At 68.1% G+C, this 22,274-nt stretch carries 22 protein-coding genes and 3 tRNA genes; 14 read left to right on the top strand and 11 right to left on the bottom strand.

Annotation, left to right across the window (positions count from 1 at the left end):
• The first annotated feature begins 43 nt into the window (after positions 1 to 43).
• From recF to RWH43_RS05630, 8 genes are all read left to right on the top strand, one after another.
• Positions 44 to 1,198, top strand: a complete 1,155-nt coding sequence (gene recF / locus RWH43_RS05665) for a DNA replication/repair protein RecF (protein ID WP_144830928.1) — start codon at positions 44 to 46, stop codon at positions 1,196 to 1,198.
• Positions 1,191 to 1,679 (top strand): DciA family protein, encoded by a 489-nt coding sequence (locus RWH43_RS05660; protein ID WP_316000894.1) that lies wholly within the window; start codon positions 1,191 to 1,193, stop codon positions 1,677 to 1,679. The genes recF and RWH43_RS05660 overlap by 8 nt, the downstream gene beginning before the upstream one ends.
• A 119-nt stretch (positions 1,680 to 1,798) precedes the next feature.
• Positions 1,799 to 3,832, top strand: a complete 2,034-nt coding sequence (gene gyrB, locus RWH43_RS05655) for a DNA topoisomerase (ATP-hydrolyzing) subunit B (protein ID WP_316000893.1) — start codon at positions 1,799 to 1,801, stop codon at positions 3,830 to 3,832.
• Between the two features lie 47 nt (positions 3,833 to 3,879).
• Positions 3,880 to 6,510: a DNA gyrase subunit A gene (gene gyrA / locus RWH43_RS05650; RefSeq protein WP_316000892.1), complete on the top strand. Its 2,631-nt coding sequence runs from the start codon at positions 3,880 to 3,882 to the stop codon at positions 6,508 to 6,510.
• On the top strand, positions 6,507 to 6,908 hold the full coding sequence (locus RWH43_RS05645; protein WP_144830917.1) for a DUF3566 domain-containing protein: 402 nt from the start codon (positions 6,507 to 6,509) through the stop codon (positions 6,906 to 6,908). Before gyrA ends, RWH43_RS05645 begins: the two co-directional genes overlap by 4 nt.
• A 65-nt stretch (positions 6,909 to 6,973) precedes the next feature.
• Positions 6,974 to 7,047: transfer RNA gene (locus RWH43_RS05640), tRNA-Ile, on the top strand.
• A gap of 13 nt (positions 7,048 to 7,060) precedes the next feature.
• Positions 7,061 to 7,133: transfer RNA gene (locus RWH43_RS05635), tRNA-Ala, on the top strand.
• A gap of 86 nt (positions 7,134 to 7,219) precedes the next feature.
• On the top strand, positions 7,220 to 7,651 hold the full coding sequence (locus RWH43_RS05630) for an NUDIX hydrolase (protein ID WP_144830914.1): 432 nt from the start codon (positions 7,220 to 7,222) through the stop codon (positions 7,649 to 7,651).
• Between the two features lie 3 nt (positions 7,652 to 7,654).
• Here the strand turns inward: RWH43_RS05630 and RWH43_RS05625 are convergent, their stop codons facing one another.
• Both RWH43_RS05625 and RWH43_RS05620 read right to left on the bottom strand, forming a co-directional pair.
• Positions 7,655 to 8,128: an aminoacyl-tRNA deacylase gene (locus RWH43_RS05625; RefSeq protein ID WP_316000891.1), complete on the bottom strand. Its 474-nt coding sequence runs from the start codon at positions 8,126 to 8,128 to the stop codon at positions 7,655 to 7,657.
• Positions 8,125 to 8,697 (bottom strand): DNA helicase, encoded by a 573-nt coding sequence (locus RWH43_RS05620; protein WP_154097005.1) that lies wholly within the window; start codon positions 8,695 to 8,697, stop codon positions 8,125 to 8,127. Before RWH43_RS05620 ends, RWH43_RS05625 begins: the two co-directional genes overlap by 4 nt.
• 100 nt (positions 8,698 to 8,797) lie before the next feature.
• On the opposite strand from RWH43_RS05620, the gene RWH43_RS05615 reads away from it, so the two are divergent.
• Together RWH43_RS05615 and RWH43_RS05610 are read left to right on the top strand one after the other, a co-directional pair.
• Complete coding sequence (locus RWH43_RS05615) at positions 8,798 to 9,355, top strand: peptidylprolyl isomerase (protein WP_144830905.1); 558 nt, start codon at positions 8,798 to 8,800, stop codon at positions 9,353 to 9,355.
• Positions 9,356 to 9,372: 17 nt separating this feature from the next.
• Entirely contained in the window at positions 9,373 to 10,299 is a 927-nt protein-coding gene (locus RWH43_RS05610) for a rhomboid family intramembrane serine protease (protein WP_262346253.1), read from the top strand.
• Between the two features lie 51 nt (positions 10,300 to 10,350).
• Here the strand turns inward: RWH43_RS05610 and RWH43_RS05605 are convergent, their stop codons facing one another.
• A complete protein-coding gene (locus tag RWH43_RS05605) occupies positions 10,351 to 10,590 on the bottom strand; it encodes a cell division protein CrgA (protein ID WP_144830902.1) in 240 nt (79 codons plus the stop codon).
• A gap of 54 nt (positions 10,591 to 10,644) precedes the next feature.
• Here RWH43_RS05605 and RWH43_RS05600 point away from each other — a divergent pair, with 54 nt between their 5' ends.
• The 3 genes from RWH43_RS05600 to RWH43_RS05590 are packed head-to-tail and all read left to right on the top strand — an operon-like array spanning position 10,645 to position 12,244.
• Positions 10,645 to 11,439: a class E sortase gene (locus tag RWH43_RS05600; protein WP_144830899.1), complete on the top strand. Its 795-nt coding sequence runs from the start codon at positions 10,645 to 10,647 to the stop codon at positions 11,437 to 11,439.
• Complete coding sequence (locus tag RWH43_RS05595) at positions 11,439 to 11,594, top strand: hypothetical protein (protein WP_187358435.1); 156 nt, start codon at positions 11,439 to 11,441, stop codon at positions 11,592 to 11,594. The genes RWH43_RS05600 and RWH43_RS05595 overlap by 1 nt, the downstream gene beginning before the upstream one ends.
• A complete protein-coding gene (locus RWH43_RS05590; RefSeq protein WP_316000890.1) occupies positions 11,591 to 12,244 on the top strand; it encodes an anthranilate synthase component II in 654 nt (217 codons plus the stop codon). Before RWH43_RS05595 ends, RWH43_RS05590 begins: the two co-directional genes overlap by 4 nt.
• On the opposite strand, the gene pknB is transcribed toward RWH43_RS05590, so the two are convergent.
• From pknB to RWH43_RS05555, 7 genes are read right to left on the bottom strand one after another with little or no spacing between them, the layout of a single operon-like run.
• Complete coding sequence (gene pknB / locus RWH43_RS05585; protein ID WP_316000889.1) at positions 12,216 to 13,916, bottom strand: Stk1 family PASTA domain-containing Ser/Thr kinase; 1,701 nt, start codon at positions 13,914 to 13,916, stop codon at positions 12,216 to 12,218. The genes RWH43_RS05590 and pknB overlap by 29 nt on opposite strands.
• Before the next feature lie 35 nt (positions 13,917 to 13,951).
• Complete coding sequence (locus tag RWH43_RS05580; protein WP_144830891.1) at positions 13,952 to 15,742, bottom strand: serine/threonine-protein kinase; 1,791 nt, start codon at positions 15,740 to 15,742, stop codon at positions 13,952 to 13,954.
• Positions 15,739 to 17,193 carry a peptidoglycan D,D-transpeptidase FtsI family protein gene (locus RWH43_RS05575; protein ID WP_154097003.1) on the bottom strand — a complete coding sequence of 485 codons (1,455 nt, stop codon included), beginning with the start codon at positions 17,191 to 17,193 and terminating at the stop codon, positions 15,739 to 15,741. Before RWH43_RS05575 ends, RWH43_RS05580 begins: the two co-directional genes overlap by 4 nt.
• A 49-nt stretch (positions 17,194 to 17,242) precedes the next feature.
• Complete coding sequence (locus RWH43_RS05570) at positions 17,243 to 18,646, bottom strand: FtsW/RodA/SpoVE family cell cycle protein (protein ID WP_144830886.1); 1,404 nt, start codon at positions 18,644 to 18,646, stop codon at positions 17,243 to 17,245.
• Positions 18,643 to 19,881, bottom strand: a complete 1,239-nt coding sequence (locus RWH43_RS05565; RefSeq protein ID WP_144830883.1) for a PP2C family protein-serine/threonine phosphatase — start codon at positions 19,879 to 19,881, stop codon at positions 18,643 to 18,645. Before RWH43_RS05565 ends, RWH43_RS05570 begins: the two co-directional genes overlap by 4 nt.
• A 9-nt stretch (positions 19,882 to 19,890) precedes the next feature.
• Complete coding sequence (locus tag RWH43_RS05560; protein WP_144830879.1) at positions 19,891 to 20,427, bottom strand: FHA domain-containing protein FhaB/FipA; 537 nt, start codon at positions 20,425 to 20,427, stop codon at positions 19,891 to 19,893.
• On the bottom strand, positions 20,424 to 21,161 hold the full coding sequence (locus RWH43_RS05555) for an FHA domain-containing protein (protein WP_144830875.1): 738 nt from the start codon (positions 21,159 to 21,161) through the stop codon (positions 20,424 to 20,426). Before RWH43_RS05555 ends, RWH43_RS05560 begins: the two co-directional genes overlap by 4 nt.
• 152 nt (positions 21,162 to 21,313) lie before the next feature.
• Between RWH43_RS05555 and RWH43_RS05550 the strand changes: the two genes are divergently transcribed.
• Positions 21,314 to 21,397, top strand: a tRNA-Leu gene (locus RWH43_RS05550).
• A gap of 249 nt (positions 21,398 to 21,646) precedes the next feature.
• Here the strand turns inward: RWH43_RS05550 and RWH43_RS05545 are convergent.
• Entirely contained in the window at positions 21,647 to 22,180 is a 534-nt protein-coding gene (locus RWH43_RS05545; RefSeq protein ID WP_154097001.1) for a hypothetical protein, read from the bottom strand.
• Positions 22,181 to 22,274 lie beyond the last annotated feature (94 nt).

Below are 22,274 nucleotides of genomic sequence, written 5' to 3'. Positions count from 1 at the left end.
CCACGACCCCGGCGGTGTCGGAGGTGACGGGTAGTCTGACTCGGTGATCGTGGAGCAGCTCGGACTGAAGGACTTCCGCAATTACGCGGAAGCCGATGTCTCGCTCTCGCCCGGCGCGAACGTCTTCATCGGGCGCAACGGTCAAGGAAAGACGAACCTCGTCGAGGCCGTGGCCTATCTCGCCACGCTGGGTTCGCACCGCGTATCGAACGACGCCCCGATGGTGCGTGACGGGGCGGATGCCGCGATCGTGCGCGCCCGACTCGCCCACGGTGAGCGCAGCGTGCTGCTCGAGCTCCAGCTCAACCGCCAAGGGGCGAACAAGGCCCGCGTCAACGGGGTCAACGTGCGCACCACCGAACTGCCGCGCTACGCCCAGGTCGTGCTCTTCGCCCCCGAAGACCTGCAGATCGTGCGCGGCGACCCGTCTGCCCGACGCCGTTTCGCCGATCAGCTGATCGTGCAGCGGTCTCCTCGCATGTCGGCCGTGCTCGCCGACTACGACCGCGTGCTCCGCCAGCGCAGCGCTCTGTTGAAGTCGGCCAGGGCCCGTGGCATCCGCGGCGACGCCCTCAGCACGCTCGACGTGTGGGACGACAAGCTCGTCTCGCTCGGCACCGAGGTGATCGAGGCGCGGCTGGCGCTGGCATCCGATCTCTCCGCCCCTCTGGCCCGCGCCTACGCGGCGATCGCCGGCGCCGATCACGACCCCCGTCTGTCGTGGGCGCTGTCGGTGGGCGGCGGCGACCCCGAAGAAGGCGACGCCGTCGACGCGGGCGGATCATCGGCTCCTCTCGCCGACCAGTTCCGCGCCGCCCTCGCCGCCCGTCGCTCCGCCGAGCTCGAGCGCGGTCTCACGCTCGTCGGTCCCCACCGCGACGACCTCGTGCTGCAGGTGCGGGGTCTGCCGGTGAAGGGGTACGCCTCGCACGGAGAGTCGTGGTCGGTCGCGCTGTCGCTGCGACTGGCCTCCGCCGAACTCCTGCGCGCCGAGTCGCGCCTGGGCGACCCCGTGCTGATCCTCGACGACGTCTTCGCCGAACTCGACGCGGGCCGGCGCACGCGCCTGGCCGAGCTGGCCGGCGGCTACGAGCAGGTCATCGTCACCTCCGCGGTCGAAGAAGACGTGCCCGATGCGCTGCGTGCGCACGTCGTGCGCGTCGAGGCCGGCGAGATCCAGGAGCAGGATCATGTCTGACGAGGCGGAGCTCCCCGAGACGATGGCGACCTATCTTCGCTTGCGTGGTCTCGAGCCGTCTCCGTATCGCAGGAAGAAGAAGCGCCGTCGTTCCGACGACGGGGAGAACGCTCCTTTCACTCCCGGGCGCGACCCCCGCGGCCTCGGCGATGTGCTCTCGGCGCTGACGCAGTCCGCCGGCTGGGAGCCGCAGCTCTCGCGCGAAGACCTCGTGCGCACCTGGGACGAGGTCGCCGGTGCCGACACTGCCGCGCACACCCGCCCGGTCGCGCTCGACAACGGCACCCTCACGGTCCAGGCCGACTCCACCGCATGGGCGAAACAGCTCCAGCTCATGCGCGCGCACATCCTGTCGGAGATCATTCGGCGCTACCCCGAGGCGGGTGTCGAGGCGATCCGCTTCGTAGGGCCCGACGTCCCCTCGTGGAAATGGGGGCCCAGAGCCGTTCCAGGCCGCGGTCCGCGCGATACCTACGGTTGAGCCATGGTCGATCCCGGCTCGGCGCGATTTATCGCCGCGTAGGGGCGTACAAGCCATTTCGAGGGCCCTTCCGCGATAGGATGGAGATTCCGACGAATCGATCTGGAGCGCGCGTACCCATGACGTCCGAAAACCCCGACAGCGTTTCCGAGGAACCCGAAGCGACCAGCAAGAAGGTTCCCAACGAGTACGGGGCAGACGCCATCCAGGTGCTCGAAGGTCTCGAGGCGGTCCGCAAGCGTCCCGGCATGTACATCGGTTCCACCGGTGAGCGCGGCCTGCACCACCTCGTGCAGGAGATCGTCGACAACTCCGTCGACGAGGCCCTCGCCGGCTACTGCGACACCATCGAGGTGACGATCCTCAGCGACGGCGCCGTGCGCGTGGTCGACAACGGCCGCGGCATCCCGGTCGACATGCACCGCACCGAGGGAAAGTCGACCGTCGAGGTCGTACTCACCGTCCTCCACGCCGGCGGCAAGTTCGGCGGCGGCGGCTACGCGGTCTCGGGCGGTCTGCACGGCGTCGGCTCGTCAGTCGTCAACGCGCTCTCGACGCGACTCGAGGTCGAGGTCAAGCGTCAGGGCCACGTATGGCGCCAGTCGTTCCGCGACGGCGGCGTGCCCCTCGCCCCCCTCGCGCAGGGAGAAGAGAGCGACGCGACCGGCACGACGATCACGTTCTGGCCGGATGCCACGATCTTCGACACCGTCGACTTCGACTACGACACGCTGCGTACGCGCTTCCAGCAGATGGCGTTCCTCAACAAGGGGCTGCGCATCAGCCTGCGTGACGAGCGTCCGCAGTCGGTGATCACCGAAGGCGATCCCGGCGAAGAGGTCACCGACGCCCGCCACGACACGTTCCTCTACGAGCGCGGTCTCGTCGACTACGTCGAACACCTCAACCGCGTGCGCAAGGCCGACGTGGTCAACGACGAGATCATCGAGGTCGAGTCCGAAGACACCGAGCGCAAGATCGCCCTCGAGCTGGCGATGCAGTGGACGACGGCGTACACCGAGAACGTCTTCACCTACGCCAACACCATCAACACGCACGAGGGCGGCACGCACGAAGAGGGCTTCCGCGCCGCGTTGACGACGCTCGTCAACCGCTACGCGCGGGCGAACAACCTGCTTAAAGAGAAAGACGACAACCTGACCGGCGACGACATCCGCGAGGGTCTCACCGCCGTCATCTCGGTCAAGCTGTCGGAGCCCCAGTTCGAGGGCCAGACCAAGACAAAGCTCGGCAACACCGAGGCCCGCGCCTACGTGCAGAAGGTCGTCGGCGACAAGCTCGGCGACTGGTTCGACCGCAATCCCGCGCAGGCGAAGAACATCATCCGCAAGGCGATCGACGCCGCGACCGCTCGTCTGGCCGCCCGCAAGGCGCGCGAGACCGCGCGTCGCAAGAGCGTCTTCGAGTCGGCTGCGATGCCTGACAAGCTCAAAGACTGCACCTCGAAAGACCCCTCGATCAGCGAGATCTTCCTCGTCGAGGGTGACTCGGCCGGCGGCTCGGCCGTGCAGGGGCGCGACCCGCACACGCAGGCGATCCTGGCGCTGCGCGGCAAGATCCTCAACGTCGAGCGCGCGCGGCTCGACCGCGCCCTGGGCAACAAAGAGGTCCAGGCGATGATCCAGGCCTTCGGCACGGGCATCGGCGAAGACTTCGACATGGCCAAGGCGCGGTACCACAAGATCGTGCTGATGGCCGATGCCGACGTCGACGGCCAGCACATCACCACGCTCCTGTTGACCCTGCTCTTCCGCTACATGCGCGGTCTCATCGAGGCGGGCTTCGTGTATCTCGCGCAGCCCCCGCTGTACCGCTTGAAGTGGTCGAACCACCCGCACGAGTACGCCTACAGCGACCGCGAGCGCGACGCGATGCTCGTCGACGGTCAGGCCTCCGGACGCCGCATCCCCAAAGACAACGGCATCCAGCGCTACAAGGGTCTCGGCGAGATGAACGACCACGAGCTGTGGGAGACCACGATGGACCCCGAGACCCGCACGCTGAAGCAGGTGACCATCGACGACGCCGCCTCGGCAGACGAGATCTTCTCGGTGCTGATGGGAGAAGACGTCGAGTCGCGACGCAGCTTCATTCAGCGCAACGCCAAAGACGTCCGCTTCCTCGACATCTGATCCGCACGACAGATCTCGCACCGACGTATTCACGAAACTGAGAAGACATGGCTGACGACACCACTCCCGAGCCCGCCGACGCGCGCGAAGAAGGCGCTCACAACCACGGCAAGATCGACCAGGTCGACCTGCAGCTCGAGATGCAGCGGAGCTACCTCGACTACGCGATGAGCGTCATCGTCGGGCGCGCCCTGCCCGACGTGCGCGACGGCCTCAAGCCGGTGCACCGCCGTGTGATCTACGGCATGTACGACGGCGGCTTCCGCCCCGACAAGTCGTTCTCGAAGTGCGCCCGTGTCGTGGGCGAGGTCATGGGGCACTACCACCCGCACGGTGACGCCCCGATCTACGACGCCCTCGTGCGTCTGGTGCAGCCCTGGTCGCTGCGCTACCCGCTGGCCCTCGGTCAGGGCAACTTCGGCTCTCCCGGAAACCAGGGCGCCGCCGCCCCGCGTTACACCGAGACCAAGATGGCCCCGCTCGCGCTCGAGATGGTGCGCGACATCGAAGAAGAGACCGTCGACTTCGAGGACAACTACGACGGCCAGACGCAGGAGCCCACGGTCCTGCCGGCGCGCTTCCCGAACCTGCTGGTCAACGGTTCGGTGGGCATTGCCGTCGGTATGGCGACGAACATCCCGCCGCACAACCTGCGTGAGGTCTCGAGCGGTGCCCTGTGGGCTCTCGAGAACCCGGATGCCACGCGCGAAGAGCTGCTCGAGGCGCTCATGGAGCGCATCCCCGGCCCCGACTTCCCCACGCGCGCCCAGATCCTGGGCACGCGCGGCATCAAGGACGCCTACCGCACCGGTCGCGGCTCGATCACGATGCGCGCGGTGGTCAACATCGAGGAGATCCAGGGCCGCACGTGCCTCGTGATCACCGAGCTGCCGTACCAGGTCAACCCCGACAACGTCGCGGTCAAGATCGGCGACCTCGCCCGCGAGGGCAAGATCACCGGTGTCGCCGACATTCGCGACGAGAGCTCGGGCCGTACCGGTCAGCGCCTGGTCGTCGTGCTCAAGCGCGATGCGGTCGCCAAGGTCGTGCTGAACAACCTCTACAAGCACACGCAGCTGCAGGAGAACTTCGGCGCCAACATGCTGGCGATCGTCGACGGCGTGCCGCGCACGCTCTCGCTCGACGGCTTCATCAGCCTGTGGATCGACCACCAGGTCGAGGTCATCGTCCGGCGCACGCGCTACCGCCTTCGCAAGGCCGAAGAGCGCATGCACATCCTGCGCGGCTACCTGAAGGCGCTCGACGCGCTCGACGAGGTCATCGCGCTCATCCGTCGCTCGCCGACGGCTCAGGATGCCAACGAGGGTCTGCAGAAGCTCCTCGATATCGACGACATCCAGGCGCAGGCGATCCTCGACATGCAGCTGCGTCGTCTCGCTGCCCTCGAGCGCCAGAAGATCGTCGACGAGGCCACCGAGCTAGAGGCCCGCATCGCGGACTACAACGACATCCTCGCCACCCCCGCCCGCCAGCGCACGATCATCCGCGACGAGCTCACGGCGATCGTCGACCGCTTCGGCGACGACCGTCGCACCGAGATCCTGCATGGGTTCGACGGCGACGTCTCGATCGAAGACCTCATCGCCGAAGAGGAGATGGTCGTCACCGTCACCCGCGACGGCTACATCAAGCGCACGCGCAGCGACAACTACCGCTCGCAGCACCGCGGCGGCAAGGGCGTGAAGGGTGCGCAGCTGCGCGCCGACGACGTGGTCGAGCACTTCTTCGTCACCACGACGCACCACTGGCTGCTGTTCTTCACGAACAAGGGGCGCGTGTACCGCTCCAAGGCGTACGAGGTGCCCGAGGCCGGGCGCGACGCCAAGGGTCAGCACGTCGCCAACCTGCTGGCGCTCCAGCCCGACGAGGAGATCGCGCAGATCCTCGACATCCGCGACTACCAGGTCGCGACCTACCTCGTGCTCGCGACGCGGGGCGGTCTGGTCAAGAAGACCCGCCTCGAGGAGTACGACACCAACCGTCAGGGCGGCGTCATCGCCATCAAGCTGCGAGGTCAGACCTCCGACGAGGGCGACGACGCCGAGCAGGGCGGCGCCGACGAGCTCGTCAGCGCCATGCTCGTCGACGAGGGCGACGACATCCTCCTCATCAGCCGCCTCGGCATGTCGCTGCGATTCTCCGCCACCGACAACGCGCTGCGCCCCATGGGTCGGTCGACCTCGGGCGTGAAGGGGATGGACTTCCGCGAGGGCGACAGCCTGCTCTCGGCATCCGTCGCCAAGGACGACGAATTCGTCTTCGTGGTGACCGAAGGCGGCTACGCCAAGCGCACCGCGGTCACCGAATACCGCATGCAGAACCGCGGTGGTCTGGGCATCAAGGTGGCCCGTCTGACCGACGATCGCGGGGTGCTCGCGGGCGGAATGATGGTGTCCGAGGGCGACGAGGTCCTTGTGGTTCTTGCCAGCGGCAAGGTGGTACGCTCCAGCGTGGCCGAGGTGCCCGCCAAGGGACGCGACACCATGGGTGTCGTCTTCGCTCGCGCCGGAGGCGATGACAAGATCATCGCGATCGCGCGCAACGCCGAGCGGAACCTCGCCGAGACGACGGAGACGACCACTGAGCCCGCCGCTTCACCCGCGGACGAGGCCAGCGCCTCCCCTTCCGACACCCCCGAGGAAAGTACTGACGCATGAGCACGGTAGCCGACAAGCTCGCCAAAAAGTCGACTCACAAGACCCCTGCGAAGCAGGTGCGTCTGCGCCTGGTCTACATCGACTTCTGGTCGGCGGTGAAGCTGTCGTTCCTGGTGGCGGTCGCCCTGGCCATCGTCACGGTGGTCTCGTACTTCCTCATCTACCTGGTCGTCTCGGCGACGCTGCTGTCGAAGCTCGATGAGTTCTTCACCAGCTTCACCGACGGTGGGGCGACGCTCTCGCAGTACATCGGTCTGCCCCAGGTCATGGCGTTCGCCGCGATCGTGGCGATCCTCAACCTGGTCGTGGTGACGGTGCTCGGCGCCGTCATGGCAGGCATCTACAACCTCGCGGTGAAGGTGACCGGCGGCCTGCTCGTCGGCTTCACCTCCAACTGACGTCGATTCGTCAAAACCTCGCGAATCCGGTAAAGTCTTCGAGGTTGACATCACGTCAGCGAGACGGGGCTATAGCTCAGGCGGTTAGAGCGCTTCACTGATAATGAAGAGGTCCCAGGTTCAAGTCCTGGTAGCCCCACCCCTTCCCTCGCGGGGCCTTAGCTCAGCTGGTAGAGCGCCTGCTTTGCAAGCAGGATGTCAGGAGTTCGAATCTCCTAGGCTCCACAACCGCGAGACGAAAGCCGGCCTTCGGGCCGGCTTTCGTCTTTGCCCCGCGACATTCGTGCCCCGGCGCTCGCTAGAGTCACGTCATGGACATGCGGGTCGCCGCGTACGCCGTCGTGACCGACGCCGACGGCCGTGTACTGCTCGCGCACTGGATCGACGGTAGACGGCCCGCGTGGACGCTCCCCGGAGGCGGTCTCGAGCCCGGCGAGGATCCCGCCCGGGCCGTTCGCCGGGAGGTCCGCGAAGAGACGGGGTTCCGCGTCGCGATCGACGAGCTGCTCGGCATTCATTCCCGGGTCATCCCGGCCGAGGCACGGTTGGCCCACGATTCCGAGGGGCCGCTGCACGCCTTGCGGATCGTCTATCGAACGCACGTCGTCGGTGGTCGCCTGAGGGACGAGACCGACGGCTCGACCGATCGCGCGGAGTGGTTCACCCTCGCGGAGGCCCGCAAGCTCCGTCGCGTTCAGCTGGTCGACGTGGCGCTGCGCATGGCGGGGCTTCTGCCCACCTGATCGTCAGGCGCGGTCGACCGTGATGTCGGCGACGGTCGCGCCGTAGGCGGCGATGAGGTCGTCGGCGTCGACGAACAGGCTGTAGCCGTGCGCGCCGGCACCCATGGCGATGCGGGTGCCGACGATGCGCTCATCGGCGTAGACGGGCCATGCCGTGGTGCTGCCGATGGGCACGATCGTGCCGCGCTCGTAGCCGGTCGCCGCCAGGGCGAGCTCGGGTTCGGGCAGGCGGAGTTTGTTGACCCCCACCACGGCACGGAGCTTCGCCCACGAGATCGCCCGGTCACCGGGCACCAGGGCGAACAGGTACGTGTCGTCGGAGCGCTTCACCACGAGCGTCTTGACGATGGATGCCGAAGGGATGCCGAGGAGGTCGGCGGCCTCGTCGAGGCTCGAGGCGGCGGGGCGCTCGCGCACATCGACAGAGAGGCCGCGCTCGCGCGCGGCCTCTCTGACTCTGATGGTGGGGTCGCTCACGCGTCCGGCGCGCGCAGCGGGTCGTCGGCAACCCACAGCTCGTCGTCGGCGCGCAGCGTCTGCCACGCGGCGTAAGCGACGCCCGCGGCGGCGACGAGACCGAGGATGATGGCGATCACGCCACCGGCACCGATGCCGTCGTGCTGCGAGGGAAGCTTCTTCGACAGGCGCTTGGACGCCTGCTTGCCGTACTTCTCGGCACGCTTGGCGTACTTGTGGGTGTCGAGCTCGAAGCCCTTGCCCTTGGCGATGCGGTCACGGGTGTCGCCCGCGGCGTCCCACACCGACATCGCTCCGCCGACCACAGCACCGGCCGCGGGAACGACCTTCTGGCTGAGGAAGCGGTTCGTGCCCTTGACGGTCTTGTCCACGTACGGAGCGGCGTACTTGCCGTAGCCGTCCTGCACGGCGGGGACGAGGTCTTCACGGCTGAAGCGACCGAGCTGGTGGCCGGCTTCGCGAGCGACCTTCCCACTCTCGCCCAGCAGCACCTGCTGCGACTCCCACACCTTGGCGGCGTGCTTCTGGAGCTTGCGCAGTTCCTTCTTGCTCTTGCGGCTGAGGCCCACGGCTCATCCTCCCTGTCGATGGGATGTACGTTCGTTCATCTTGCCAGAACGGGTCGCCGGCACCGCCGACCCTTGCAGATAACTCTGAGAGAATGTACCCATGGCCAACCACACCGCCGTCGCGACCCTGCACACCAACCACGGCGACATCGTCGTCAACCTGTTCGGCGATCACGCGCCGCGCACCGTCCGCAACTTCATCGGGCTCTCCGATGGCTCGCAGGAGTGGACGAACCCGGCGACCGGGGCGAAGGGCGAAGGTCCCCTCTACAAGGACGTCGTCTTCCACCGCATCATCCCCAACTTCATGATCCAGGGCGGCGACCCGCTCGGTCAGGGCATCGGCGGCCCGGGATACAACTTCAACGACGAGATCCACCCCGAGCTCGACTTCACGCAGCCCTACAAGCTGGCCATGGCCAACGCCGGTCTGCGCCGCAACGCCATCACCGGTCAGGCCGAGGGCACCAACGGCTCGCAGTTCTTCATCACGACCGACCCCACTCCGTGGCTGCAGGGCAAGCACACCATCTTCGGCGAGGTCGCCGACGAGGCTTCCAAGGCCGTCGTCGACGAGATCGCCGCAGTTCCCACCGGCGCGCAGGACCGGCCGAAGGCAGACGTCGTGCTGCACTCGGTCGACGTCGTCGCCGTCTGACGCTCGGACGACGGCGGGTGTCCACGACCGACGAGTTCCGTCGCAACAGCGACAACTTCTGTTACCGGCATCCGGACCGGCAGAGCTTCGTGCTGTGCCAGCGGTGCATGCGCACCGTGTGCTCGGAATGTCGGACACCCGCCGCCGTCGGCGTCATCTGCCCGGAGTGCATGGCCGAGCAGCGCGCTCAGCAGACCCCCGCGCAGAAGAAAGCGCAGCGTCGATGGGCGTCTCGCCCGGCGATGGCGCTCTCGACCGATCGCCCCCGTATGACGCTCGGGATCATCGCGATCACGGGATTGACCTACATCATCGGGTTGATCCCCGGGGTGGGCTCGATCCTCACGCAGTTCCTCGCGTTCAACAGCGTCTTCCTCATTCCCGAGCTGGGCGTCATCCAGCCGTGGCGACTGCTCACGGTCTCTCTCGTGCACAGCGGCTTCTTCCACATCGCCCTCAACATGCTCGCGCTGTGGTTCATCGGCCGCAGCCTCGAGCCGATGCTCGGACGCGCCCGGTTCCTGGCCCTCTACCTGATCGGCACGATCGGCGGATCCGTCGCCGTGGCGCTGCTCGCGCCCGGCGTGTGGACGGTCGGAGCGTCGGGTGCGATCTTCGCCCTGTTCGGGGCGCTGCTGGTGATCGGGCGCCACATCGGCGCCGACATCCGCGTGATCGCGATCCTCATCGCGATCAACTTCGCCTGGCCGTTCGTGGTGGCGGGGATCGACGCGATCGGCTCGGGCAGCTTCGCGGCGTCGCTGGCTGCCGTGGGCATCTCGTGGCAGGCGCACCTGGGTGGTCTCATCGCCGGGGCCCTGGTCGGCCTCATCTACTCGCGCACGCGCGCACCGCGTCAGCGCGGGGTGCAGATCGGTCTGCTGGTGACGCTCAGCGTCGTTCTTCTCGCCCTGCTGGTGATCCCGGCCCTGGCGTACGTCTGATAGTTATCCACAGCACCATCCACAGGTGGGGATGAATTACACGCGTGTAAGTCAGCGCCACTTCGTGGTCATGAGGAAGCCGACGAAGGCGATTCCGAAACCGATGACCAGGTTCCACGGACCGATGCCCGGGATGGGGAACTGCGAGTTGCTGAGGTAGAACACCAACACCCACACGAGGCCGATGAGCATGAGGCCGATCATGATGGGCAGGAACCACACGGGGTTCGGTGCCGATCCACCGTCGTTGCGCTCAGCGATCGGGTCTTCGCCTTTGCCAGTTCGAGCCATGCCGGACAGTCTAACGGTCAGGAACGCGCGAATTCATGGAACTAGACTCGCCTCGTGCAGACCGTGCAGGAGCCGCAGACCCGTCGTACGCGACGGCGCGGCCGCGCTCCTCAGCGCGGCGTCTCGGTCGTCGGAGTCATCGGCGACCTGCTCGTGACGGCGGGTGTGGTCGTGCTGCTGTTCGTGGTCTGGCAGCTGTGGATCGGCGACGCGATCATCGGAGCGCAGTTCAAGGACCAAGGTCAGGAGCTCAGCGACTCGTGGGCCCTCGAGCCCTCGGCCCCCGCGCCCGCCGCATCCTCGCCGGCAACCTCGGCGCCCACCGGTCCGCCGACGGCTGATCCTCCCGCCCTCCCGCAGCCGGGCGATGCCGAGCGCTTCGCCGTCGTGCGCATCCCGCGGCTCGGGCCCGACTACTCGTTCCCGCTCGCCGGCGGGGTCAGCTCGTCGCGCACGCTCGACCCGATCGGCCTCGGGCACTATCCCGATACGGCCATGCCGGGTCAGGTCGGCAACTTCGCCATCGCCGGCCACCGCGGTAGCCACGGCGCCCCGTTCGCCGACCTCCCCTCGCTGCACATCGGCGACGCGGTCGTCGTCGAGACGGAACAGGGCTGGTACACCTACCGCTTCCGCAACATCGAGTACGTGCGCCCGAACGGCGTCGACGTGCTGCTCCCGCTGCCGCAGCAGCCGCAGGTGGAGGCCACCGACCGCATCATCACGATGACGACCTGCAGCCCGCGGTACGGGTTCTCCGAGCGCGCCATCGCGTACGGCGTCTTCGAGTCGTACACCCCGCGCACCGAAGCGGGCCCTCCCACGTCCCTGACCTCTGGAGCCGCGTGATGTACGGAGCTCTCTGGCGCGTTCTGCCCGGTCCCTGGTGGGTCCGCGTGCTCATCCTCTTGGTGCTTCTGGCGGCCGTGCTCTACGGCCTGTTCTTCTACGTCTTCCCCTGGGTGAGCGACCTGGTGTACCCCTCGGAGGTCACGGTCGAGTGACCGGTCTGCGGGTCGTCGTCGTCGACAACCGCGACAGCTTCGTCCACACCCTCGCCGGGTATCTCCGCGACATCGGTGCGAAGACGACGATGGTCGACGCCCATGATCCCGCCGTCGTCGACACCGTGCGTCGTCACGACGCCGTGCTCGTGTCTCCGGGGCCCGGTCATCCCGTCGACGCGGGACGATCGGTCGAGGTGGTCCGCGCGGCCGCGGACGCCGGCATCCCGTTGCTCGGGGTCTGTCTCGGCCACCAGGCGCTGGCGACAGCCTTCGATGCACGGGTGACTCAGGCTCCCGAACTGCTGCACGGCATCACGAGCGTCATCCGCCACCACGGCGACGGGGTGTTCGCCGGTCTCGACGACGGGTTCGTCGCGACCCGCTATCACTCCCTCGCCGTCGACGAGTCGAGCCTGCCGGCGGAGCTCGAGGTCACGGCGCGCACCGACGGGGGCGTCGTCATGGGGCTCCGCCACCGCTCCGCGCCGCTGGAGGGCGTGCAGTTCCACCCCGAGAGCGTGCTGACCGAGGGCGGCCATCGGCTGCTCGGCCGGTGGCTCGAGAACGCCGGTCTGGCCGACGCCGTGGAGCGCGCGAGCGCGCTTCATCCCCGACGGGTCAGGACCCCGAGCACACCATCAGCGTGATCTCGCTGTGCACGGGCACTTCACCCGGGGCCAGCGACTGCGTCGTGACCGTCGCGGGAGTGGTGGCCTTGCAGCCGGGGTCGTCCTTGGTCAGAACGGTGAGCTGCTTGTCGTCGGACTCGAGCTCGCGCTTCGCCCCGTCGAGGGTGTACCCGGCGTAGTCGTTGATGACGACTTTGCCGCTGGCGACCACGAGGTTGACCGTCGTCCCCTTCGCGACCTCGGTGCCCGCCTCGGCCGTCGCGGAGATCACGGTGCCGGCGGCGAGGGCGGCGTCGTTCTGCCGACGGATGGATCCCACGACCAGGCCGGCGTTGGTGAGTGCCGTGCGCGCCTCGGTCTCGTTGATGCCGTCGAGAGTCGGCACCGTCGCGGTGTCGGGGCCCGTCGAGACGTAAAGGGTCACCTGCTGGCCGGCCGTGACGTTTGTGCCGGCCGAGGGAGTGGAGCTGATGACGTTGCCCGCGGCGATCTTCTCATCGGGCTGGTTCACGCGACTCGCGGTGAGCTGCTCGGCCTGAAGTGCCTCGACGGCGCGGTCGTACGTCATGTCGACCACGTTGGGAACGGTCAGGGCGTTGGTGGGCACGTTCGAGGCGGGCTGGATCTGCATGACCCACACCAGCACGGCGACGAGCAGAACGGCGAGCACCGTCACGCCGGCCCAGATCCAAGCGACCGGGGGTCCGGGCTGCGTGCGGCGCATCGTCGTGTCGGTGCTGAGCTGGCGGAGCGAGCGCGCGGTCTCGGCGGCCTGACGCGGGTTCGGCCCGTACAGCTCGTTCGACAGGGCGGACATCTGCCGCTTGCTCGGAGCTTTGCCGTCGGCGGTCTCGTCGAGCGCTTCGCGGAAGCTCGCGGCGTCCTGCGGGCGCTGGAAGGGATCCTTCGCCAGCGCGCGCAGAACGATCGCGTCGAGTGCCCGCGGGATCGACTCGTCGATCTCGCTCGGCGGGACCGGCGCCTCACTGACGTGCTGGTAGGCGACGGCCACGGGGGTCTCGCCGCGGAACGGAGGGCGTCCGGTGAGCAGCTCGTACAGCACGACGCCCGTGGAGTACAGGTCGGCGCGCGCGTCGACGGACTCGCCCTTGGCCTGCTCGGGGGAGAAGTAGGCGGCGGTTCCCACGATGGCCGTGGTCTCGGCGACGGTGGAGGAGGAGTCCGACACGGCGCGGGCGATGCCGAAGTCCATGACTTTCACGCGACCGGAGTCGGTGATCATGACGTTGCCCGGCTTGATGTCGCGGTGGACCACGCCGGCGCGGTGCGAGTACTCGAGGGCTTCCAGGATGCCGTCGACGTAGCGCAGCGCCTCGTCGGTGGGCACCTTGCCTTCGGCGATGATCTCCTTCAGCAAACGCCCGTGGACGAGCTCCATCACGATGTAGGGCACGGGGCGCTCGACCCCGTCGACGCCGGTCTCGGCGTCTTCGCCCGCATCGAACACGCGCACGATCGTGGCGTGCGCCATGCGCGACGCCGCCTGCGCCTCGAGGCGGAACCGCGTGCGGAACGCCGCGTCTCCGGCGAGGTCGGAGCGCAGGATCTTGATCGCCACCGTGCGCCCGAGAGTCTGGTCGTACCCGCGGTACACGCTCGCCATCCCGCCGCGACCGATGAGGTCGTCGACGCGATAGCGCCCGGACAGGACGCGCGTCTCAGTGGTCACGAAGGAACTCCTGGCGTGGGGGGATCGAGGGTGAGTCAGTTCTTCTTGCCGGGGGTGGCGCTCGCTCCCGCGCCGTTGCCTGTCGTGCTCGGGCTCGGCGTGTTGCCACCGGTGATGGTGGCGGACGCCTCGCCCGAGGGGCCGGCGGTGCGGTCGGTGCCCGAGCAGCTGACCGTGTACGTGATGCGGAGCGAGTCACCCACGGCGTTGCTCACCTTGAGCTGCGCGTTGCGCGAGTCGGGCGGGAACGACGACGACGACTGACCGTTGTTGTCGAACGTGCCGTTGGTGGCGGTCAGGTTGTACGACACCACGTTGCCGGTACCGGAGGGGCAGGTGTACTGACCCCACGACACGCGCACGTCGCTGCCCGCGGCCACGGAGGTGCCGGGGAGCGTCGGAGCGGCCGGCTCGGTGAGGGGCGTCTCTTCGCCGAACACGCGGAGCACGATGATCGTGCCCTCGGGCACGCTGCCGGTCGGGTTCACCGAGTCGACGATGCCCACCTGATCGGGAGTGGAGGCGGGGTTTCCCGTCTCGCACTGCGCGCCCAGCTTGTTGTCGCTGAGGATCTGGCTCGCCTCGTCGCAGGTCTTTCCCGGCAGGTCGAGAGCGTTCACGTTGATGAGCGACGAGGTCGCGGTCGGCGAGGACGACGGGGTCGGCGCGCTCGGAGTCGGCGCGGACTGCGTGGGCGCGGACTCGGTGGGCGCGGCATCCGGCTCGTTCTGGTTCGACAGCAGGCCGAACAGCGTCACTCCGAGGATCAGGGCCAGCAGTGCGATGAGGGCGACCAGAGGCCACGTCCAGCGACTGCGCTTCTTCTTCTCGGGGACCGGCGTCTCTTCGACGTGTTCTTCGGTCAGAAGCGACGTCGCGGCACCCGCGGCCGGCATGAGCCGCGTGGTCGCGGAGGTCTGTCCGGCGGGCGTCAGCAGCTGCGTCATCTCGTCCGCGATCGCCGCACCGGCGGCGACGGCGGGCACGGCGGCCGCAGCTGCCGTGAGGTCGCCGCGGCGCAGGGCGGTGGCCGCACGCGAGACCGCCGCCGAGGAGGCGGGACGCTCTTCGGGCTTTTTGGCGATCATCGCCATGACGAGGTTCTGCACCGGCTGCGCCACGGTGGGCGGCAGGGGGGCGGGCTGCTCGTTGATCTGCGCCATGGCGATCGCCACCTGCGACTCGCCCGTGAAGGGGCGTTTGCCCGCCAGGGACTCGTACGCGACGATGCCCAGCGAGTAGGTGTCGGTCGCGGGCGACGCCGGGTGACCCGACGCCTGCTCGGGCGAAAGGTACTGCACCGTTCCCATGACCTGACCGGTCGCGGTCAGCGGAACCTGGTCGGCGATGCGGGCGATGCCGAAGTCGGTGATCTTCACGCGCCCGTCGGGCGTGATCAGCAGGTTGCCGGGCTTGATGTCGCGGTGCACGAGACCCGCGGCGTGCGCGGCCTGCAGTGCCGCCGCGGTCTGCGCGACGATGTCGAGGGTCTTGTCGGTCGACAGCGAGCCCTCGCGCTCGAGGATCGTCGACAGCGCCTCACCGGGCACCAGCTCCATGACGAGGAAGGCACTGCCGTCTTCTTCGCCGTAGTCGAACACGCTGGCGATGCCCTCGTGATTCACGAGCGCGGCGTGGCGGGCCTCGGCGCGGAAGCGCTCGAGGAAGCCCGGGTCGCCCATGTACTCGTCTTTGAGGATCTTGATGGCGACGGTTCGTCCGATGACGTGATCCGTCGCCTCCCAGACCTCGCCCATACCGCCGATCGCTATGCGCGATTCGAGCTCGTAGCGTCCTCCGAAGGTCACACCCTGCGTCGGTCTCATTTACCCAGCACCGCCTCCATGACCTTCTTCGCTATCGGGGCGGCGATCTCGTTGCCGCTCCCGCTCTGCCCTCGGCCACCACCGTTTTCGACCACCACGGCGACGGCGACCTGAGGGTCGTCCGCCGGTGCGAAACCGGTGAACCAGAGCGTGTAGGGACGGGAGTCGTTCTCCGCAGTGCCGGTCTTACCCGCCACCTGAACCCCGTCTATTCTTGCATTCGATGCCGCGCCGTCCTGGACGTTCGCCGTCATCATCGAAACCATCTGCGCGTTGACGTCGGGCTCGAGCGCCCGACCGAACTCGCTGTCGGAGCCCTGGTCGCTCACCGACAGGTCGGTGTTGATCACACGATCGATCATGCGCGGGTTCATCACGACGCCGTCGTTCGCGATGCCCGCCGACACCATCGCCATCTGCAGGGGCGTGGCGCGCACGTCGCCCTGTCCGAAGCCGCTCAGGGCGGTCTGCGGGGCGTTGGGGTTCGAGGGGTACGTCGAGGCCGTGGACTCCAGCGGCATCGAGAAGGTCGAGTTGAAGCCGTACTTCTCGGCCTCGGCGCGGATCGCGTCGGCGCCGAGCTCCACGGCGAGTTCGGCCATCGGAATGTTGCAGCTCAACCGCAGGGCCGTGGCGATGGTGACCGTGTCGCCCTCGCCGCACGCGCCGCCACCGGCGTTGCTGACCACGTTCGTGGAGTCGGGGAGCGTGTACGCCGCCACGTTGGGGAACGCCGAGTCGGGCGTGTACTTTCCGGATGCCAAGGCAGCCGACGCCACGACGAGCTTGAAGGTCGATCCCGGAGGGTTGAGGTCGCCCGCGATCGCGCGGTTGTCGAGCGGCTTCGACGGGTCGGCCACGAGCTGGTCGTACGCCGCGTTCACGGCATCCGTGTCATGCGAGGCCAGAGTGTTCGTGTCGAAGCTGGGCTTGGAGACCATCGCGAGGATGCGCCCGGTCGACGGCTCGATCGCGACGACGGCTCCCTGCAGATCGCCCATGGCGTCCCACGCGGCCTTCTGCACGGTGGCGTCGACCGAGACCTCGACATTGGAGCCGCGGGGCGCCTTGCCGGTGATCGCGCGATCGATGCGCGAGAAGAACTGGTTCGAGTCCTGCCCGCTCAGCACGCTGTTCTCGGCCTGCTCGAGACCGGTGCGGGCATCGAGCACCGGGTTCACGTACCCGGTCACGGGGGCCCACATCGCGGCATCCGGATACTCCCGCTGCCAGCTGTAGACGTCGTCCGACGGTACGGAGGAGGCGATGGCGGCGCCGCTGGCGACGATCGACCCGCGCTGCACTTCGTAGGAGTCGTAGAGCGCACGGGTGTTGCCCGAGGTGTTGGTGAGGGCGTTGGCCTGCACCACCTGGATGATGCTCGTCGAGGCGAACAGCGCGAGGAACATCGCCAGCATGACGATGCTGAGGCGTCGGAGTTCTTTCGTCACGGTGCCTCCTCCGGGATCGGGGCGTGGGCGGGGATGGACGAAGGGGTCATCAGCCGATCACCACCCGGGGACGGGAGCGCACCGCGTCGGAGATGCGCAGCAGGAACGCGACGATGATCCAGTTCGCGATGAGCGACGAGCCACCGGCCGCCAGGAAGGGCGTGGTCAGACCGGTGAGCGGGATCACCCGCGTGACACCGCCGACCATGATGAACACCTGCAGCGCGATCGTGAACGAGAAGCCGGTCGCGAGGAGCTTGCCGAAGTCGTCCTGACCGGCGAGGCCGATCCGGATGCCGCGGCTGGCGAACACCATGTAGAGCGCGAGGATCGCGAACAGGCCCACCAGACCCAGCTCCTCGCCGAGGCTGGGAATGATGTAGTCGCTCTGCGCGAGCGGAGTGATCGACGGGCGCCCCTGGCCGAGGCCGGTGCCGAAGAGACCGCCGTGCGCGAGGCCGAAGATGCCCTGCACGAGCTGGTAGCTGCCGCCCTCGCGGTTGACGACGTCGGGGTCGAAGGCGTTGAGCCAGTTGGCGAAGCGACCGTTGACGTAGGGCAGCACCTGCGAGGCGAGGAACGCCCCGCTCGCGACGAGCACCAGACCGATGAGCACCCAGCTGGTCTTGCCGGTGGCGACGTAGAGCATCGCGACGAACATGCCGAAGATCAGCAGGCCGGTGCCGAGGTCGCGCTGCAGCACGATGATGCCCAGCGAGACGAGCCAGATGACGAGCACCGGACCGAGCTCGCGGGCACGGGGCCACGTCATGAAGAGGAAGCGCGTGCCCGTGGAGGTGAGGCTCTCGCGCGTGCGCACCAGGTAGCCGGCGAAGAAGATCGCGAGGCAGATCTTTGCCAGCTCGCCCGGCTGGAACGACACGAAGCCGAGCGAGACCCACACGTCGGCGTTCTGATCGGTGCCCAGGCCCGGGACGAAGGGCAGGAGCAGCAGCAGGATGCCGGCGAGGCCGAACAGGTAGGTGTAGCGGAACAGCACGCGGTAGTTGCTCACGAAGATGAGCACCACCAGCGCCAGCACCATCGCGATCGCCGCCCACGCGATCTGGCGGTGGCCGGTGGCGTCCCAGCCGGAGGCGCCGTCGGCGAGGTCGATGCGATAGATCATCGCGATGCCGAGGCCCGTGAGCACGGTCGCGATGGGCAGCACGAAGGGGTCGGCGTCGCGGGCGCGCAGGCGCAGCGCCACGTGCGTGATCAGGGCGAGCACCGCGGGGATCGCCGCGAGAGTGAGGAACCCGGGGTCGACGGTGCCGTTCACGCCGAGTTGCACGAGGGTGACGGCTCCGCCGTACACGGCGATGGCGAACAGCAGCAGGCCGAGCTCGCGGTTGCGCTGCTTGGCGGGGGTGCGGATCTTCTTCAGGGCCCGCATCACGGCGGTGTCGGTGGACACGGCATCCGGGGTCCGGGTCAGCTTCTGGTCGGTCATCCGCTTCCCTCCTCTGCGGGGCGCAGGCGATCGACGATGAGCTCGGCGTCGGAGAGCGATCGGGCCGAGATCGTGGCCTCGACGGTCTCGCGGTCGAACTCAGAGAGGTCGGCGAGCACGATGTTGGTGTCTTCGTAGACGGTCGACAGCGAGATCGGTCCGATGGACTGCTGGATGCCGCGGTAGATCACGACCGAGTTGTCGTCGGCGCCGACGTAGTACCGCGTCTGCGTCCAGTTGTATCCCGCCCACAGGCCCAGGCCGATCGCGGCGAGCACCACGAGCAGGGCGGCGAGCCAGCCGAGGCGACGACGACGTGCGCGACGACGGTCTTCTTCGATGAGCTCCTCGAGGAACTCGGCGGCGGGCTCGAAGTGCGTGGGCTCGTTGGCGACCTGGCGCGCGTGGTGCAGCCAGTTCGAGCGGCCCGGACGTGCGGCGGGCACCACCACGCCGCTGGGGTTCGAGGCCGAGCCGACGATGGTCGGCGTGCCGATGAACACGGGGTGCTGTCCGCCCACGTCGACCAGCACGACCGTGACGTTGTCGGGGGCGCCGCCGTCGAGCGCCTGCTTGAGCAGGGCGTCGGCGGTGCGCGCCGGGGGCATGCCGAGCGCGAGCGTCTTGGCGGTGTGCGTGTCGTCGACGACGCCCGAGAGGCCGTCGGAGCACAGCAGCCAGCGGTCGCCGTCCTGCGTCGGCATGATGAAGCTGTCGACCTCGGGGTCGGGATCCATGTCGCCGAGCACGCGCATGAGCACCGAGCGCCGCGGGTGGTACCGCGCCTCTTCGGGGGTGATGCGACCGGAGTCGACCAGGCGCTGCACGAAGGTGTGGTCGGCCGTGATCTGGGTGAGGGTGTCGTCGCGGTAGAGGTAGATGCGCGAGTCGCCGATGTGGCCGATCACCGCGTAGTCGTCGACCATGACGAGAGCGCTGACGGTCGTGCCCATGCCCGCGAGCTCGGGACGGCGGGCGACGGTGTCGATCAGCTCCGCCGCGGTGTCGGCGAGGGCGTCGCGGATGGCGTGCTCGGCTTCGGACGGCGTGCGGAACGGCTGGTCGAGCTCGGTGAGTCGACCGATGGCGATGCTCGACGCGACGTCACCGCCCGCGTGGCCGCCCATGCCGTCGGCGACCACGAAGAGATTGGACCCGGCGTAACCGGAATCCTGGTTGTTGGAGCGCACCTTTCCCGTGTGGGAGATGGCGGCGCTCGAGCCCTGGAAGACCATGGGGGAGGGTTACTTCCTCAACTCGAACGTCGTCGCGCCGACCTTGATGGGCGCTCCCACCTTCACCTGCACGGGTGAGGCGACGCGCACGCCGTCGTGGGACGTGCCGTTCGTGGAGTCGAGGTCTTGCAGCATCCACTGGTCTCCCCACAGCACGAGACGGGCGTGGTGGCTGGAGGTGTAGTCGTCGCGGATGACCAGGCCCGACTCGCTCGAGCGACCGATCGTGAGCGGCTCGGTGCCCAGCGGCAGCTCGAGGCCGGCCTTGGGGCCGCTCGTGATGACGATGCGCGACACCGCCGAGGTGGTGGCCAGGCCGCCGACCGGCGCCGGGGCGGGAGCCGCCGGGCGCTTGACCTGCGTGGTGACCGCGTCGGGCGCCGCCGTGGGAGCGGGGGCTGCGGGGGCGGATGCCACGGGCTCGGGGAGCTTGCGTACCTTGACCCCGAACAGGTCGGCGCGCAACGAATAGACCACGCCGAACACGAAGAACCACAGCAGGACGAGGAAGCCGCCCTGCAGAAGAAGAAGAGTCAACGGACTCATGACAGGGGTCCTCGTTCCCGGACGTCGAAGATGCGCGTGGCGTCGGAGGCCGACGCGCGTCGCGGCGGCTGCGCCTGAGCGACCACACGGAACACGATATTGGTACGGCCGATCGAGATCGTGGAATCGGGGGGCAAGGCCGCCTCCGACACCTTGCGGCCGTTGAGAGTGGTGCCGTTGGTCGAGCCGAGGTCGCGGACCATGGCCCGCTCGCCGTCCCAGAGGATTTCGACGTGCTTGCGGCTGGTGCCGGCGTCGGGGATCGTGATGTCGGCGTCGCTTCCGCGGCCGATCACCGTGCGGGCGCCGGTGAGCGGATGCCGCTTGCCGTCGATGTCGACGACGCCGCGCCACGCGACCTGGCCCTCGGTGGTCTGCGAGTCGACCCGCAGCGTTCCGGTGGACAGGCTGGAGTCGCGCTCGATCGTGATGGCGACCGGGCCGGCGAACGAGTACCCCTGGGTGCGCGCGTGCTTCTTCACCAGGGTGTCGAGCTCGTGCACGAGGGTCGAACCGAGGGCGCTCATCTTCTCGTCATCGGCGGGCGACAGGCGCACCGAGAACGTGTTGGGCGCGAGGATGCGATCACGCGTGACGACCACAGCCTTCTTGTCGAGCTCGCTGCGCAGAGCGGATGCGATCTCCACCGGCTGGATGCCGCTGCGGAAGGTCTTCGCGAACGCACCGTTGACGGCACGTTCGAGACCCTTCTCGAAACTGTCGAGTAGCCCCACGAGACTCCTTCAGGCAGGCAGACCAGTAGGCACATCGTAGTCAGCACGGCTGGGCAGGTCATGGAAGCGGTCATCGGGGCCCGCGATTCGTGACGGAGTCGGGGCCGTGATATTCTCGGGAAGTTGAGTTCGCGGCATCCGTGCCGCATCTCGCGCGAGTGGCGGAATAGGTAGACGCGCTGGCTTCAGGTGCCAGTGCCCGCAAGGGCGTGGGGGTTCAAGTCCCCCCTCGCGCACAGAACGAAGAAGGCTCCGGGTTCATCCCGGGGCCTTCTTCGTTTCGTGCGTGAGTGGGAGGGCTATGGACCCGTGAGGGTTGGGTCCCTGACGCCCGAGAGGCTCCGCGCGCCGCGTAGCGGCGGGTGGAGGGGCACCAGGGAAAGTCCCCCTCGCGCACAGATGAGAAAAGACCCCCGGGTAGGTCCCGGGGGTCTTTTCTCATTTCTGCGACAGGGACGAGATTGGGGCCACGCGGGAAGGGCCTCTCATCTTTCTGAAACGGGGCCGGTGACGAAGCACCCGCTGGTGGATTCGACACTTAGAACATGCGCGAATGTGTCGACACCGACCGTCACCTTGGTTTCGGGATCCCCGCGCCTAGGCGTGAGGAAGCGATGGGTTCCGTCACCGGGAAGGACTTCGTCCGCATCGTCACCGAAGACGGCCCAGTCGCCGCGTGACGTGAAGGCGTCGTCGATGGCGTCCAGGATCGACTGCTCCGTTCCTGGAGCCACCGGGGTCTCGACGCTCATCCGCCACGTGTCCCAGGTGTTCCACGAGTAATCGACCGACGAGCAGCCGGAGGGCGCAACCTCGATGGGGCCAGGTGTCGCGAGAGATGCAGCGCTGAGAACATCGTTCAGATTGGTGAGAGCAGTCGCCTTGGCGTGTTCGGAATCAGCGTCCACTTCGGCCTGAGTGACGTTTGATGGCAAGCACCCCGTCAGCGCAACAGCCAAAGCGAGGCACATTGCGACGGCGGCGGGTCCCCGAGACCTCGCGCGGGCTGCTGCAGTCATCGGAGACAGCGAAGCACACGCGCATTCGTCACCGGAAGGCCCGGTGACCGCCGATGTCCCGTAACCGCGTTCAGGATCTGGTGCCGGCACCGAC

Source organism: Microbacterium algihabitans (assembly GCF_032464975.1).
Lineage (GTDB): Bacteria > Actinomycetota > Actinomycetes > Actinomycetales > Microbacteriaceae > Microbacterium > Microbacterium algihabitans.
This window is presented reverse-complemented; position numbering and strand designations above follow the sequence as displayed.

Excerpts from the sequence above, each read along its gene's own strand:
- RWH43_RS05605 (WP_144830902.1), bottom strand. The coding sequence starts at position 10,590 with ATGGCTCGAACTGGCAAAGGCGAAGACCCGATCGCTGAGCGCAACGAC.
- gyrA (WP_316000892.1), top strand. The coding sequence starts at position 3,880 with ATGGCTGACGACACCACTCCCGAGCCCGCCGACGCGCGCGAAGAAGGC.
- RWH43_RS05580 (WP_144830891.1), bottom strand. The coding sequence starts at position 15,742 with ATGAGACCGACGCAGGGTGTGACCTTCGGAGGACGCTACGAGCTCGAA.
- RWH43_RS05595 (WP_187358435.1), top strand. The coding sequence starts at position 11,439 with ATGTACGGAGCTCTCTGGCGCGTTCTGCCCGGTCCCTGGTGGGTCCGC.
- RWH43_RS05560 (WP_144830879.1), bottom strand. The coding sequence starts at position 20,427 with ATGAGTCCGTTGACTCTTCTTCTTCTGCAGGGCGGCTTCCTCGTCCTG.
- RWH43_RS05645 (WP_144830917.1), top strand. The coding sequence starts at position 6,507 with ATGAGCACGGTAGCCGACAAGCTCGCCAAAAAGTCGACTCACAAGACC.
- RWH43_RS05615 (WP_144830905.1), top strand. The coding sequence starts at position 8,798 with ATGGCCAACCACACCGCCGTCGCGACCCTGCACACCAACCACGGCGAC.
- RWH43_RS05565 (WP_144830883.1), bottom strand. The coding sequence starts at position 19,881 with ATGGTCTTCCAGGGCTCGAGCGCCGCCATCTCCCACACGGGAAAGGTG.
- gyrB (WP_316000893.1), top strand. The coding sequence starts at position 1,799 with ATGACGTCCGAAAACCCCGACAGCGTTTCCGAGGAACCCGAAGCGACC.
- RWH43_RS05630 (WP_144830914.1), top strand. The coding sequence starts at position 7,220 with ATGGACATGCGGGTCGCCGCGTACGCCGTCGTGACCGACGCCGACGGC.
- RWH43_RS05545 (WP_154097001.1), bottom strand. The coding sequence starts at position 22,180 with ATGACTGCAGCAGCCCGCGCGAGGTCTCGGGGACCCGCCGCCGTCGCA.
- RWH43_RS05660 (WP_316000894.1), top strand. The coding sequence starts at position 1,191 with ATGTCTGACGAGGCGGAGCTCCCCGAGACGATGGCGACCTATCTTCGC.
- RWH43_RS05570 (WP_144830886.1), bottom strand. The coding sequence starts at position 18,646 with ATGACCGACCAGAAGCTGACCCGGACCCCGGATGCCGTGTCCACCGAC.